The organism is Lysinibacillus sp. VIII_CA (assembly GCF_049943995.1).
Lineage (GTDB): Bacteria > Bacillota > Bacilli > Bacillales_A > Planococcaceae > Lysinibacillus > Lysinibacillus pinottii.
Window position 1 is genome coordinate 74,431 of record NZ_JBNFXM010000007.1, and the last position, 13,976, is coordinate 88,406.

At 36.6% G+C, this 13,976-nt stretch carries 13 protein-coding genes; 12 read left to right on the plus strand and 1 reads right to left on the minus strand.

The annotated features are described in order from the left end of the window. The first annotated feature begins 3 nt into the window (after positions 1-3). Positions 4-2,193, plus strand: a complete 2,190-nt coding sequence (locus ACP3VS_RS11725; RefSeq protein ID WP_031417816.1) for a YhgE/Pip domain-containing protein — start codon at positions 4-6, stop codon at positions 2,191-2,193. A gap of 198 nt (positions 2,194-2,391) precedes the next feature. Here ACP3VS_RS11725 and yhfH read toward each other — a convergent pair whose 3' ends face one another. Continuing rightward, positions 2,392-2,517, minus strand: coding sequence for a protein YhfH (gene yhfH, locus ACP3VS_RS11730; RefSeq protein ID WP_012292204.1), 126 nt, complete (start codon positions 2,515-2,517; stop codon positions 2,392-2,394). Positions 2,518-2,661: 144 nt separating this feature from the next. Between yhfH and ACP3VS_RS11735 the strand changes: the two genes are divergently transcribed. From ACP3VS_RS11735 to cccB, 11 genes are all read left to right on the plus strand, one after another. Further along, positions 2,662-3,654 carry a lipoate--protein ligase gene (locus ACP3VS_RS11735; protein ID WP_036164281.1) on the plus strand — a complete coding sequence of 331 codons (993 nt, stop codon included), beginning with the start codon at positions 2,662-2,664 and terminating at the stop codon, positions 3,652-3,654. 100 nt (positions 3,655-3,754) lie between these two features. Then, positions 3,755-4,459, plus strand: coding sequence for a response regulator transcription factor (locus tag ACP3VS_RS11740; protein ID WP_012292206.1), 705 nt, complete (start codon positions 3,755-3,757; stop codon positions 4,457-4,459). Then, entirely contained in the window at positions 4,459-5,442 is a 984-nt protein-coding gene (locus tag ACP3VS_RS11745; RefSeq protein ID WP_031417815.1) for a sensor histidine kinase, read from the plus strand. The genes ACP3VS_RS11740 and ACP3VS_RS11745 overlap by 1 nt, the downstream gene beginning before the upstream one ends. Positions 5,443-5,453: 11 nt before the next feature. Beyond that, positions 5,454-5,879: a hypothetical protein gene (locus ACP3VS_RS11750; protein WP_012292209.1), complete on the plus strand. Its 426-nt coding sequence runs from the start codon at positions 5,454-5,456 to the stop codon at positions 5,877-5,879. Positions 5,880-5,891: 12 nt separating this feature from the next. Further along, positions 5,892-6,668, plus strand: coding sequence for an ABC transporter ATP-binding protein (locus ACP3VS_RS11755; RefSeq protein ID WP_012292210.1), 777 nt, complete (start codon positions 5,892-5,894; stop codon positions 6,666-6,668). Then, positions 6,640-8,574 (plus strand): FtsX-like permease family protein, encoded by a 1,935-nt coding sequence (locus ACP3VS_RS11760; protein ID WP_036160509.1) that lies wholly within the window; start codon positions 6,640-6,642, stop codon positions 8,572-8,574. Before ACP3VS_RS11755 ends, ACP3VS_RS11760 begins: the two co-directional genes overlap by 29 nt. 142 nt (positions 8,575-8,716) lie before the next feature. After that, complete coding sequence (locus ACP3VS_RS11765; protein WP_012292212.1) at positions 8,717-10,264, plus strand: fatty acid--CoA ligase family protein; 1,548 nt, start codon at positions 8,717-8,719, stop codon at positions 10,262-10,264. A 255-nt stretch (positions 10,265-10,519) separates the two neighbouring features. After that, positions 10,520-11,164, plus strand: coding sequence for a VTT domain-containing protein (locus ACP3VS_RS11770; protein ID WP_031417811.1), 645 nt, complete (start codon positions 10,520-10,522; stop codon positions 11,162-11,164). Between the two features lie 171 nt (positions 11,165-11,335). Continuing rightward, positions 11,336-12,565, plus strand: coding sequence for an EAL and HDOD domain-containing protein (locus ACP3VS_RS11775; RefSeq protein ID WP_012292214.1), 1,230 nt, complete (start codon positions 11,336-11,338; stop codon positions 12,563-12,565). Positions 12,566-12,738: 173 nt separating this feature from the next. Next, on the plus strand, positions 12,739-13,581 hold the full coding sequence (locus ACP3VS_RS11780) for a YitT family protein (protein WP_031417809.1): 843 nt from the start codon (positions 12,739-12,741) through the stop codon (positions 13,579-13,581). 52 nt (positions 13,582-13,633) lie between these two features. Further along, positions 13,634-13,951 carry a cytochrome c551 gene (gene cccB, locus ACP3VS_RS11785; protein ID WP_031417808.1) on the plus strand — a complete coding sequence of 106 codons (318 nt, stop codon included), beginning with the start codon at positions 13,634-13,636 and terminating at the stop codon, positions 13,949-13,951. Positions 13,952-13,976: the final 25 nt, after the last annotated feature.

Genomic DNA, 13,976 nt, shown 5'->3' on the forward strand with positions numbered 1-13,976 from the left:
TATATGATTAAAGCTGAGTGGCTGAAGATCTTTAAAACAAGAAAAATGCTTGTCTCAATCATTGCTGTATTATTTATTCCAGTAATGTATGCAGGTATGTTTTTATGGGCGTTTTGGGATCCTTATGCAGGACTTCCTAATCTTCCAGTAGCTGTTGTTAATGAAGATACTGGTGCTGAGATGGATGACGTTAAATTAGACTTAGGGGACACCTTAGTTGATAAGTTAATAGATAGTGAGCAGTTTAACTTTATAGAGGTATCAAAGGAAGAAGCAGAAAAAGGCTTAAATAGCCGTGATTATTATATGATTCTAGAAATCCCAACAAATTTCTCTGAACATGCTACAACATTATTAGATGACAAACCATCAAAATTGGTTATGAACTACATTCCAAATGAAGGACTTAACTTCCTTGGTGCACAAATTGGTGAGACTGCAATGGATCGTGTTCGTGCAGAAGTAAATTCACAAGTTTCAGCAACATACGCAGAAAAATTATTTGATTCTATTGCAACACTTGGAGATGGCTTTACAGAGGCAGCTGATGGCTCTAATAAGCTTGATGAAGGTGCACAAAAGGTTGCAAATGGTGCAAAAGATTTAAAAGGTTATCTTGAACAACTAGCATCAAGTACAGTTGAACTGTCTAATGGTACAGATAAACTTACAAAAGGTGCTGGAGATGCTGCAAAAGGTGCGAATGATTTATCTAGTGGTTTAGTTAAACTTCAAGATGGAACTGTACAATTACAACAAGGTGCACAGCAGGCAGCTAATGGTGCAACTAGCCTTGAACAAGGAATATCACAATATACACAAGGTGTTGCAAAAGTTGGGGCTGGTTTAAACACTTTAAACGATAAACAGCAACAAATTAGTGCAGGGGCAGCATCTATTGCAGAAAATGCAGGTGCATTAAATGGTGCAGCTAACCAATTAACTGCTGGTTCTGCAAAGGTGGAAGCAGGCATTACAGCCTTATCCAACCAGTTACAAACAATGATGACTTCAATGCCAGAGGAACAAGCAGCGGCATTAAAGCAAACATTAGCGGAGCTACAAGCAGGAAGTGCTAGTGTGCATAACGGTTTAACGACATTATCTGCAGGTACAGAAAAATTACAAGCTGGTGCTAATCAAGTAAGCTCAGGTGCAGGTCAAATAGCAGCAGGGCAAGCAGAGGTGCTAGCGGGTGCAAATGCTCTAACAGCAAAAAGTAATGCTTTAGTAGAAGGTGCTAAAGGTCTACAAGCAGGTAATGCAACATTAGCTGCAAAATTAGGTGAGCTAAATGCGGGTGTAACTACAGCTGTAACAGGTTCTAAAACATTGGCATCTGGTTTAAATGAATTAGCAAATGGTACAACGACATTAAATCAAGGTACATCTACGCTTGCTTCAAAATCAGGTGAACTAGCACAAGGTTCAGCAACACTTGCAGATGGTTCTACTGAGCTTGCTGACGGTACATCTACATTATCAGGTAAATTAGGTGAGGCTAGCGAAAAAGCGAATGAAGTAAAAGCTAATCAAGACACTTATGATATGGTAGGTAGTCCAGTTGAAGTTGAAAAAGAGTCAGTCAACCATGTTCCTAACTATGGTACAGGTTTTGCACCATACTTTATCTCTCTAGGTTTATTCGTAGGTGCATTATTAATTTCAATTGTATTCCCACTTGTTGAACCAGCTATCCGTCCAAAAAATGGAGCATCTTGGTTCACAAGTAAAGTGACTGTTTTAGCAGTCGTAGGTTTAGTACAAACGGTACTAACAGTAGTTATTGTTAAATGGGGTCTAGGACTTGAAGTCAATAACATGGGCTACTTTATCGTAACAGCATTATTAACAAGCTATGTATTTTTAGCTTTAATCCAAATGCTTGTTTCTATCTTTGGTGATCCAGGTCGTTTCATGGCCATTGTGGTATTAATTTTACAATTAACAACAAGTGCAGGTACTTTCCCACTTGAATTAATTCCATCACCATTACAAGTATTTAACAAACTATTACCGATGACTTATACGGTTCAAGCATTTAAATCAAGTATTTCTACTGGGGATACATCATTCTTAATGCAAAACTATGGAGTTTTAGCCGGCTTCTTAGTAGCATTCTTAGCTATCACATTCGGTTATTTCATGCTGTTGCATAACAAACGTTACTCAAAAATAGCTGAAGAAAATTAAAGTATTTGAAGCACTCACCATCTAAGGTGGGTGCTTTCTTGTGTAATTACCACAAAAAAACAACAGCTGATATGAGCGTATCAGCTGTTGTTTTGTAAGTGTAAGAGATTTAATTAAAGGTTCATCAAAATATGATGAAGAGTGTCATGATTGCTACGTGTGGGGCACGTAAATGACAATTACAGAATAGGCAAATGCTTACAGGTGGTTACATTTTTCACAAGTGTTGCTGTAGCATTCACTTTGTTCTTCAATTTTTTCACCGCACTCTGTACATTGCTTAGCAGGTAAATTCTTGAAAAATTCAACTACGTTTTCTAACATTGTGGACTCCTCCTTTAAGTTCATCTGTACTATTACTGTTTTGATATTTCCTAGTGTATTATAACAGATGCTTTTCGTCAACACAAAATGCCTAATTTACGTTAAAATAAATATGGATATTTTGTGAAGGAGGAAACGTAAACTATGATTTTCGTTGATAATAAAGGGATCCATGATCCGCGTGTTAACCTTGCTATTGAGGAGTATTTGCTTAAAACGATGGATGTGGAAAAGGAGCCAGTGCTACTTTTTTATATTAACCAGCCATCCATCATTATTGGTAAAAATCAAAATACCATTGAAGAGATTAATACGGATTACGTAGAGGATAATGGCATTATTGTTGTCCGTCGTTTGTCAGGTGGTGGAGCAGTATACCATGATTTAGGAAATCTTAATTTCAGTTTTATTACAAACGATGATGGCGATAGCTTTATGAATTATAAAAAATTCACGCAGCCCGTAGTAGATGCTTTGGCAAAAATGGGGGTCAATGCAGAGCTTTCAGGACGTAATGATATTCTTGCAGAGGGGCGTAAAGTTTCTGGAAATGCTCAATTTTCGACACGAGGCCGTATGTTCAGTCATGGTACGTTGATGTTTAATACGGAAATAGACGCTGTTGTGTCCGCCTTAAAAGTCAAAAAGGATAAAATTGAATCTAAAGGAATTAAATCTATTCGTTCCCGAGTAGCAAACATTTCGGAGTTTTTAAAAGAGAAGATGACAATAGAAGAATTCCGTCTTGAAATTTTAAAATCTATTTTCGGTGGAGAAACAAACATTCGTTATTATGAACTGACGGATGAAGATTGGGTAAACATTCATAAGCTTTCTGCAGAACGTTATCAAACATGGGAATGGAATTATGGTAAATCACCACGCTTTAATATTCAAAAGACGCACCGTTTCCCAACAGGTGGCATTGATATTCGCCTTGAAGTTAATCATGGTGTCATCGAAGAGGCACATATTTTTGGAGATTTCTTTGGTGTAGGTGATATGACTGATATAGAACAACGTTTAGTTGGGACAAACCACGATAGAACAGCTATTGCTAATGCATTAGTGGATATTGATATTCCTACATATTTTGGTGGAATTTCAACTGAGGACTTTTTACAATTAATTTATTAAGAAAAATTCGATTTCGTGTAATGATTTAGCCTAAAGGTTCGCTGACAATTATGTCGTCGAACCTTTTTTTGATACAATATAGTTAGAAAGGAGTGTTGATATGGAAAAGCATCGAATATTCATAGTTGAAGATGATGTAAAGATTGCATCATTACTAGCGGAAACGCTTAGAAAATATCAATACGAAGTTGAAACGATTCAAGAGTTTGATCATCTTATAGAAGAATTCACAGCATTTAATCCACATATGGTGCTGCTCGATATAAATTTACCTTCATATGACGGCTACTATTGGTGCCGTCAATTACGTCAACATACAACGTGTCCGATTATTTTTATTTCTGCCCGCTCAGGTGAAATGGACCAAATTTTTGCACTTGAAAATGGGGGCGATGATTTTATTACAAAGCCCTTTAATTATGAAATTGTCTTGGCTAAAATTCGTAGTCATTTGCGTCGTACATATGGTGAGTATGCTACAAGGCAAGAGGAGCGGACAATTAAGCAAGGGCAGCTAATTCTTCATTTAGAGAGGATGGAGCTGCATAAAAATGAATTAGAAATTCCTCTACAGAAAAAAGAGTGTATTATTTTGGAACTGCTTATGGGGAATGCCCCGAAAGTAGTAACACGTGAGCAACTTTTAGAGGAACTCTGGGATGATCAGGCATTTGTCGATGAAAATACATTGAATGTTAATATGACTCGTGTCCGTAAAAAATTAGCGGATTATCATATTTCATCAACCATTGAAACTGTGCGTGGAGCAGGTTACCGATTCATATTGAGTGCGGGTGAGCTATAGTGGGCTGGAAATTATTTTTACGAGATTACGCATCATTTATTGTCTTTCAGCTCTTATTAGTTGGCTTCATCATGGTCTTATATGGACTAGACGGGTTTAGGAATATCGATACAGCTATATATTCCTTCTGTATTAGTCTTGTGCTGCTATGTTCATTTTTACTAGTTCGCTATTTAATGCGACAACGTTATTTGTTGAAAATATCTCAGCTTCCAACAGCTATGGAGGATGTGCTACAAAAAAACGCCAAAACGCCAGAAGCAATGCAAGCAGAGAAATATATGCATGAGTTGTATCGACTTTATCAACATGAGCTGCATTCATTATACGCAAGTCAAAAGCGTCATGATCAATTTATGAATCAGTGGGTGCATCAGATGAAAACACCCATTTCTGTCATTGAGTTACTTTTACAGGATGACCGTCCTCTTGATAAGAAAAATGTGCAGGAGGAAATTGACCGTTTACGTAGAGGCTTAGACATGGTGCTTGTAAATGCACGTTTAGAAAACTTTGAAGATGATATGCAAGTAGAACAGGTTGCATTAAAGACAATAGTGACTGCAACTGTTAATGAGAATAAACGTTTATTTATTACGAAAAGAGTATTCCCTGAAATTCATATTGAAGATGATCTTATCGTGGCGAGTGATTCAAAATGGCTTCGCTTTATTCTCGGTCAGTTTGTAACCAATGCTGTGAAATACACTTTTGAAGCCAATAAAAAAATAGTCATTTCTGCCATTAAAAAGGACGATTATGTGCAGCTAGCCATTTGCGACGAGGGAATTGGTATTCCAGCTTCCGACCTTTCACGTGTTACGAAGGCGTTTTTCACTGGTGAAAATGGGCGAAAAACAGGGGAATCTACTGGGATGGGCCTTTATTTAGCCAAGGAAATTTGCGAAAAGCTTGGACATGATTTGGCAATTTCATCAGAGGTAGGAAAAGGGACGATTGTTACAGTGACATTTACAAATTAGGGGGAGCTAGGATGACAGAAGTAAGCATTGAAGGCTGGTTATTAAATATAAATAAAGAAAAAACAAAGGCACTGTATATGACCCATTTGCAAGAGGGTGATCAAGTATCTTATCAAAATTTCGTCATGGCAAATGAAGTGCTAAATGAAGAACTACTGCATTTTTCAAATATCCTTGGGTTAAACTTACAACAACCAACATTATTACAGGCGTTTCCTGTCGATGGTCAACAGATTATGTATAGTGGACATTACACTGTATATGGTGAAATTCTAGAGGGAGAAATGGATGCCTGGGATGTCATTATAGGAGAGCATTGTTTTAGTTTGGTAGCGGAAGAGTCCGTTTTAGGATTAACAGAGCCCCATTTTCAAATCGGCTTTGAGGTTGTATTACAGTGGCTTTTACCGCAATCATTAGAATTAATGAAGAAATAAGGTGAATTTAGCATGCCTATATTACAAATTAAAGATGTGACAAAAGTTTATGAAGGCAAGGTCACACATCGTGCATTAAATCAATTGAGCTTTGAGGTGGAAGAAGGCGAATTTTTAGCAGTTATGGGCCCTTCCGGGAGTGGCAAAACAACATTATTGAATATTATTTCTACTATTGATGAACCAACGAGTGGTGAAATAATTTTAGATGGCATGAATCCACATACGCTTAATGCAACGGAGCTAGCCTATTTTAGAAGAAGGCAGCTTGGCTTTGTCTTTCAGGACTTCAATCTCCTGCATATGCTAACAGTTGAGGAGAATATTGTGTTGCCGTTAACATTGGACCAGCAACCATTAGAGGTCATGGAGGAACGTTTGGCTAATATTGTCGAAAAGTTAGATTTGACACCCTTCTTGCACAAGCGCCCAAATGAAATTTCAGGTGGACAAGCACAGAGAACAGCCATTGGTCGAGCACTTATTCATAATCCGAGTCTCATTTTAGCAGATGAACCAACAGGTAATTTAGATTCCAATTCTTCACGGGATGTACTTGAACTTTTAACGAAAGTAAATAAGGATAAACGCACGACGATTGTGATGGTAACACATGATCCAATCGCAGCAAGTTACTGTGATCGAGTGCTCTTTATAAAGGATGGCGAATTTTTCAATGAAATTTATCGAGATGACCGTCGTCAAATGTTTTTTCAACGTATATTAAATGTTTTGAGCTTACTAGGAGGAGGGCAAGTAGGTGACCTTTCGACAATTCGCTTACCGTAATGTCGTACGGAACAGCCGGATATATGGTGCCTTTTTCATGGCGAGCTTTTTTTCTGTGGCTGTATTTTTTATCTATTCCATGCTAATGTTTCATCCCGATATTGAACGTGGGATATTAGGAGAAGTGTCCCTTATTGGCATGGTGGGTGCTGAAATTGTACTCGTACTTTTTACTTTGTTCTTTTTATATTACTCTATGAGTGCTTTTTTAGAGGCTAGATCACATGAATTTGCGATTTTATTGCATCTAGGAATGGAAAAGCGTCAGATGAATAAACTTGTCTTTCTTGAGACAATGATTATTGGAGCGGGCTCCATCATTGTGGGAATTGTTTTTGGTTTTTCATTTTCAAAATTCTTTTTCATGATTGTGCGGGAGATTTTGCATTTGGATGAATTACCATTGTATGTTTCGTGGCAGCCATTTCTACTGACAATAGGTGTTTTCACAAGTGCTTTTGTGGTGATTTCTTTTATTAGTGTATATTTTACACGAGAGAGGAAATTACGTGATCTTATTAAAGGTAGCGATTATTTAAATAGTTTAACAACCTATTCCAAAATTCGGGCTGTTTATGGTATTGCTTTAATTTTAGGGACTTATATTCTAGCGTTTGTTGTGGGGCATACTTCTTTGATTGGGCTAACGCTATTAATACCATTTTCAGCAACATTTGGTACTTATTATTTTTTCAGTGACTCTGTTCCGTGTTTTTTAGACTTAGCACGTGGCAAACGTAAATTTCATTGGCAACGTTATCGTCTGCTCTCACTTGCTGAGCAAACTCATATTATGATGGATAATGTGAAGATGTTTTTTGTCGTTACTATGGTGTCCACCCTCGCATTTTTATCTGTAGGTGTATTAGCAACAATGTCTTCCTACACAACCCAATACGATCGTTTAAATCCATTGGGTCTAGTTTATAAGGGCGACATTGATAATCCTTATGAGCGGGAGCATATTAATTCATTGCGCCTGCAGTTAGAAGAGAAGGGTTTATCCTATCAGCTGTCCCGCTTTGTTGTGATTAAGCAAACATCTTCTTTTACGCAAAATGAAGTAGAGGTTTTTCGTGAGTCTGATATGAATGTCTTGCTATCTTCCTATAGTTATCCACTACTAGATCTTGGCTCTGGTGAAGCGGTATTTATTCCTTATTCCGAGGATTCTCTAAAAAAATTAAAAAATAGAGTTGTGCATACGGTGCTTGAAGAGAATTCAATACCTATTACGATTGATAGTGTCTATCCAAAGATTGTGTTTCCTGGTTCAATTGTAAGCGTTAATTCGATCGTTATTAGCGATGAAGATTTTGCAAAGCTTATTCATCCTATTTCTGAGAAAAACCTTATTCAACCAAGCTATCATTTATTTACATTTGTTATTCCACAATGGATGGAAACAAAAGAAGTCGGTAAGGACATAGATTATTTAGAATCCAATTTATATTTTCTTAAAAAGGATAAATTTAGTCCTTTTTACTTTGAAAATGCTGGTTTAAATTATTCTTATATATTAGCTACCTACTCATTATTTACATTAGTGGGTGTTTTAGTAGCTACCGTTTTCTTACTGGCCGCAGGAAGCTTTATTTATTTTAAATTGCATACGTCATTAGAAAGAGAAAAGCGTAAATTCGATGTGTTAAAGCGCATGGGTTTAACGGATATAGAGTTAAAGAAGCTTGTTAACCGTCATTTATTTCCTCAGTTTTTCTTACCGTGGGGCGTTGCTATGATGCACAGTGCCTTTGCTTTTCTAATGGTTCAGGGCATACTAAAAGATATCGCGAATATTTCTATTGTAAAAGAAGTATTCTTTGCTTTTGGCTTTTTTGTATTAATACAAGTAGTGTATTTTTATTTAATTCGTTGGCGGTACATTTCTCATATTCGTTCGTGATGTAATGGTTTAAAAGAGAAAAAAATGAATTAATTAACGTAATTTATGACATGAAATAAAAAGACTCATTGTTTTTTAGATATATTTCTTATATAATATTACTGAATAACGATTCATTTTATACGATAAGGGGATGGTGTAATTGAATTTAGTTTCACGTGTTCGCCAACAGGCAACAGAACAGCCGGATAAAGTTGCGTATCATTTTATGGGGAAAGATACGACATACGGAGAGTTCGAGCAAACAGTTGGTCGTTTTGCAAAGGGGTTACAAGATTTAGGTATTGAAAAAGGGGATCATGTGGCGTTTTTACTCGGCAATACACCACATTATTTAATTGCATTGTATGCAACCATGCGTATAGGGGCAACGGCAATCCCTGTTAACCCAATCTATACACCAGATGAAATTTCCTATATTTTGCATAATGGTGATGTAAAAGCGGTCATTGCGCTAGATCTTTTACTGCCATTGGTAGAAAAAGGTGTACAAGCATTTCCACAAGTAAAAGCATTTGTAGTATGTGAAACAACGGCAGATATAGCGGAAAAAGTGGCAGCTTTATCACTAAAAGCGCAAGAAAAAACACATTTATTTACACAAATCGTCAAGAATACTTCTCAATCTTTACAGCCTGTTGAAGTGGCAGATGATGACAATGCTATTATTTTATATACTTCGGGCACTACCGGCACTCCAAAAGGGGCTATGCTCACGCATGAGAATGTGTATTCAAATGCTCGAGATGTTGCCCATTATTTAGACATTCAAGAAAAAGACCGTGTCATTGCCACATTGCCTGTATTTCATGTCTTTGCTTTAACAGTTGTCGTAAACGCACCATTATTAAGTGGAGCAACAGTGCTACTAGCACCTAAATTTAGTCCTACAGAAATTTTTGCTTTAGCACGAGAGCAAAAAGCAACAGTCTTTGCTGGGGTACCAACTATGTATAATTTCTTATACCAATTACCTGAAGGCAACCCGGAAGATTTCTCGACAATTCGTTTGGCTATTTCAGGAGGAGCTTCTTTACCTGTTGCACTATTACATAATTTCGAGCAGAAATTTAATGTGCGTGTATCAGAAGGATACGGCTTATCAGAGGCTTCACCTGTTACATGCTTTAATCCTCTGGATCGTGACCGTAAAGCTGGGTCTATCGGGACATCGATTAGCAATGTGGAAAATAGAGTGGTCGATGTGAACGGTCAGGAAGTACCTGTTGGCGAGGTTGGGGAGTTAATCGTACGCGGACCTAACGTGATGAAGGGGTATTATAAAATGCCAGAGGAAACAGCTATGGCGATACGTGATGGTTGGCTCTATACAGGAGATTTAGCGAAAGTGGATGACGAAGGCTATTTTTACATTGTCGATCGTAAAAAGGATATGATCATTGTAGGAGGGTTTAATGTCTATCCTAGAGAGGTCGAGGAAGTATTGTTTGCCCATAATAATATTGTAGAGGCAGCAGTAGTAGGATTCCCTGATCCTAATTTAGGAGAGGCAGTTCATGCATATGTTGTTTTAAAAGAGGTTGCCGCCACTACGACAGAAGATCTTCTATCATATTGTGGTAAGCATATGGTGAAATATAAGGTACCAAAGGTAATTGAAATTATGGATGAATTACCTAAAAATACGACTGGAAAAATACTTCGCCGCTCCTTAAAAGAAAAAGTTTAAAACGAAAAAAGCTACTATTAAAAAATGGTAGCTCTTTTTTTGTGTACATTATTCGTATAATAGTAAAATGAGTTGAGAGTAGTTATCTGTAAGTGATAAAATCAAACTTGTGAAATCTTCTACATACTTTTCAATAGCTTGTCATATAGTGAGGAAGTAATGTAAAAAGATGTACAAAACTGGAACCCTTTGATGTAAGGCTACGTCAAAGCTTTTAGGTAAAAATACTATTGAAAGAGAGCATACAAAAACATGATAGAACTCATTAAAGAGTTAATAAGCTTTATTGTGCATATAGATGTGCATTTAGAAGAAATCATTCGTGATTTTGGCAATTGGAGTTATCTTATTTTATTTGCCATTGTTTTTGTAGAAACAGGCGTCGTTATTTTCCCATTCTTACCGGGCGATTCATTGCTTTTCGCTAGTGGTACATTGGCTGCTGCAATGGGAGCCTTTGATATGTGGATATTAATACCAGTATTTTTAGCAGCGGCCATTTTAGGTGATACAATGAATTACCATATTGGTCATAAAGTTGGGACGTCGATTCCTCCAAAGAGTCTTCTCGGAAGAGTTGTTAAAAAAGAACGTATGGAAGCAGCTGAAAAATTCTTCAATACACATGGTGGAAAAACAATTGTTATAGCTCGTTTTATGCCATTTATTCGTACATTTATCCCATTCGTAGCGGGAGCAAGTAAAATGAATTATAGCTACTTCTTACTTTATAATATTTTAGGTGCTATTTTATGGGTATTCAGCTGTACATTACTAGGTTATTTCTTCGGTAATATCCCTATTATTAAAGATAACTTCTCAGTTGTGCTTATATTGATTATTTTTATCTCTGTCGTTCCTGCGGTAATAGGTGCGATAAAAGCCAAGGTTGGCAAATAGTTTGGACAGTCCTAACGTGATACAACATCACTGGGACTGTCTTTTTTTAGGTAGAAAAAAGATATAGAAAATCTTCAATGGTGATGATAAATTATATTGAAGTATAAGCATCAGGTCGTAAAAAATGTTATACTATTAATAACTAGAATGTGGAGAAATGGGGGCAACGAAATGGAAGTATTTATTGGCAGGCAACCTATTTTTAATCTTCACGAACAGGTCGTTGCGTATGAATTGTTATATCGTGGAAAAAACGTTAATGCCTTTCCAATGGTTGATTCAGATGCAGCAACTATTGATGTACTGGTGAACTCATTTCTTTCAATTGGTTTTGAAGAAGTAACGAAGGGTAAGCCGGGTTTTGTTAACTTTACTGATAACTTATTAATGAGCTCCATTCATGAATTTTTAAATCCTTCACAAGTTGTCATTGAAATTTTAGAGGATGTTCCACTGACATCTCAATTAGTGAAACGTGTGGTGGAGCTAAAAAATTATGGATTTCAAATTGCATTAGATGATTTTATTATGGATGAACAGGTTGACATCTATGATGAATTATTTGAACAAGTTGATTTTATAAAGGTTGATTTTCTAGCAACATCGATGGTCAAAAGAATGGAAATTGAAAATAAAGTTAAGGGAAATTACCCACATATTCAATTGCTTGCAGAAAAAGTAGAGACTCGTCATCAATTTGAAGTGGCTAAATCTTCTGGGTACGTATTATTTCAAGGCTATTTCTTTGAACAGCCTCAAATCATAAAAGCAACAGATATCCCTGCTAATACGATACAATATATTCATATTATCTCGTTGTTAAAAGAAGAAGAACCAAATATTCAATTATTAGCAGAAAATATCGAACGAGATATTTCTTTGACGTATAAATTATTACAAATGATTAATAATTCTTCTAAGCGTTCAAAATCTAAAGTACGCTCTATAAAACAAGCGATTGTGTTATTAGGAATATCCAATTTACGTAAATGGATTTATCTATTAGCGATGCGAGAAATTGATATTGATGCGGACTCAGACCTTTTTAAAGAAGTAATGTGTATGTCCTTGTTTCGAGCAAAAGTTTGTGAGAAGTTAGCCAAGCTATCCTATAAAAAGAATTTTTCGGAATATTTTCTAGTAGGTATGTTCTCACTTATTGATACATTACTGCAAAGACCCATGAGTGTCATATTGCATCAGCTACCATTTTCAGAGGATATTACCAATACAATCTTAGGGCATGAAACAGATATGACGTCATTTCTAGAATTCAGTATCGCTCTAGGAAAATTAGATTGGGCACGATTAGAGGAACTAAGTGCTCAATTAAATATCCAGCTCAACGATATGGATCATCTATATTATGAGGCAATGGAATGGGCAGAAAAATCATTTTAAATAAATACCTATTACTCCTACAATAAGCTATCTTACGTCCGTTTAAGATAGCTTATTTTTTATCCTCAACAATAGCTAATCCCTTCATCAAGATGAAGTTCTCAATGTGTAAAGTATTTGCTATAATCATTTCGTCTTTAAAAAATTCTGATAGTTGAAGTGGGCGTGGGGAAATGAAACATGATGTTAGGGAAAACATTGTGGACTATGTGTATGTTATTGTAGGAGCGGCAGTGATTGCTATTGGTTTTAATGTCTTTTTATTACCAAATCAGGTTGCTTCCGGAGGGGTAAGTGGAATTAGTACAATTTTGCATGGTTTGTTTGGCTGGAATCCAGGTATTGTGCAATATGCCTTTAATATTCCACTATTTATTGCTGGTGTTTTATTACTCGGCAAAAAATTTGGCATAAAATCATTTATTGGGACGATTACTTTACCGTTTATTGTCTTGCTAACAAATAGTTGGGAGCCTTGGACGGATAATCCTTTGCTTGGAGCTCTTTTTGGGGGAATTGTAGTTGGTTTAGGAATAGGACTAGTCTTTAAAGGGAATGCTTCTACTGGTGGCACTGATTTACTAGCGCAAATCATTACGAAGTATACAGGATTAACGCTTGGTACAAGTGTACTGTTAATAGATGGAATCATAGCGATTAGTGCAGCAGTTGTTTTTGATTTAGAGAAAGGTTTGTATGCCCTGATTGGACTTTATGTAACAACCAAAACGATTGATATTATTCAGCTAGGTTTTAGCCAATCAAAAATGGTCTATATTATTACGTTGAAACAAGATGAAGTACGTGAAGCCATTTATGCTGAAATTAATCGGGGTGTCACTAAGTTACAAGCATTTGGGGGCTATACAGGAGAAGCGCGACCAGTTCTTATGGTTGTTGTTTATCAGACAGAATTCACAAAGCTGAAACAACTCATTAAAAGCGTTGACCCATCAGCGTTTGTCATTGTTTCGGATGCCTATGAGGTATTAGGAGAAGGTTTCAAACGTGCATAATTTTGGTATAATGGCGGCGTAAGGTAATTATCGATTATGAGGAGGGGTACTAATGAAAAAGGCAATGTTAACATTAGTGTTCGGTTCAGCAATTTTCTTAGCAGCTTGTGGAGGCGGAAATAAAGAGGCAACTAACAATGAAGGTGCCACTGCTCCAGATGGAGAAGCTATCGCAATGAAATCATGTGTTACATGTCATGGTGGCGAGCTACAAGGTGCCAATGGACCAGCATTAAACGATGTAGGTTCTCGTTTATCGGAATCGGAAATTTTAGATATTATTAATAATGGTAAAGGTGGCATGCCTGGAGGAATTGTAAAAGGCGCAGATGCTGAAGCAGTTGCTAAATGGTTAGCTACTAAAAAATAATAATTCAAAAACTAGCGGACTGGAG

What these genes read in the sequence shown, in the direction of transcription:
- ACP3VS_RS11725 (WP_031417816.1), top strand. Translation starts at nt 4, where the DNA reads ATGATTAAAGCTGAGTGGCTGAAGATCTTTAAAACAAGAAAAATGCTT.
- yhfH (WP_012292204.1), bottom strand. Translation starts at nt 2,517, where the DNA reads ATGTTAGAAAACGTAGTTGAATTTTTCAAGAATTTACCTGCTAAGCAA.
- ACP3VS_RS11735 (WP_036164281.1), top strand. Translation starts at nt 2,662, where the DNA reads ATGATTTTCGTTGATAATAAAGGGATCCATGATCCGCGTGTTAACCTT.
- ACP3VS_RS11740 (WP_012292206.1), top strand. Translation starts at nt 3,755, where the DNA reads ATGGAAAAGCATCGAATATTCATAGTTGAAGATGATGTAAAGATTGCA.
- ACP3VS_RS11750 (WP_012292209.1), top strand. Translation starts at nt 5,454, where the DNA reads ATGACAGAAGTAAGCATTGAAGGCTGGTTATTAAATATAAATAAAGAA.
- ACP3VS_RS11755 (WP_012292210.1), top strand. Translation starts at nt 5,892, where the DNA reads ATGCCTATATTACAAATTAAAGATGTGACAAAAGTTTATGAAGGCAAG.
- ACP3VS_RS11775 (WP_012292214.1), top strand. Translation starts at nt 11,336, where the DNA reads ATGGAAGTATTTATTGGCAGGCAACCTATTTTTAATCTTCACGAACAG.
- ACP3VS_RS11780 (WP_031417809.1), top strand. Translation starts at nt 12,739, where the DNA reads ATGAAACATGATGTTAGGGAAAACATTGTGGACTATGTGTATGTTATT.
- cccB (WP_031417808.1), top strand. Translation starts at nt 13,634, where the DNA reads ATGAAAAAGGCAATGTTAACATTAGTGTTCGGTTCAGCAATTTTCTTA.